At 70.4% G+C, this 439-nt stretch carries 1 pseudogene; it reads right to left on the bottom strand.

Annotated features, from left to right (window positions below):
• Positions 1 to 439, bottom strand: a pseudogene (locus RNB18_RS52320) (hypothetical protein); the annotation flags it as partial.

The following is a 439-nucleotide window of genomic DNA, read 5'->3' as shown; positions in this document are numbered from 1 at the left end:
CGAGGCCAGCCCGTTGACCAGGAGCACGGTGCGGATGCCGAATCTGCGCATGAGCGGCGTGGTGGCAGGTTTGATGGTCAGATTCCCGGCGAACAGTGCGGCCACCATGGCACCCGCGGCCAGCGGCGTCCAGCCGAACTCCAGCTGGAACTGCAGCGGCAGCAGGAACGGCACCGCGGTGATCACCAGTCGATACAGCGACCCGGCCACCACGGTGATGCGCAGCGTGTGCACCCGCAGCACCCGCAACTGCACCAGCGGGGCCGCCGCGGAGAGCAGCCTCCACACCGCGCCGGCGAGCAGCAGTACGGCTGCGACACCGCACCCGGCGACCAGCCCCCAATCGGTCCCCGACACCCGGATGCTCTCCAGGGCGATCAGCGCCGCAGCAATCCCCGAGCCGAGCGCCAGCAGACCCGGCCAATCCAGGGATCGGGTC

This window comes from Streptomyces doebereineriae (assembly GCF_031845645.1).
Lineage (GTDB): Bacteria > Actinomycetota > Actinomycetes > Streptomycetales > Streptomycetaceae > Streptomyces > Streptomyces canus.
This window is presented reverse-complemented; position numbering and strand designations above follow the sequence as displayed.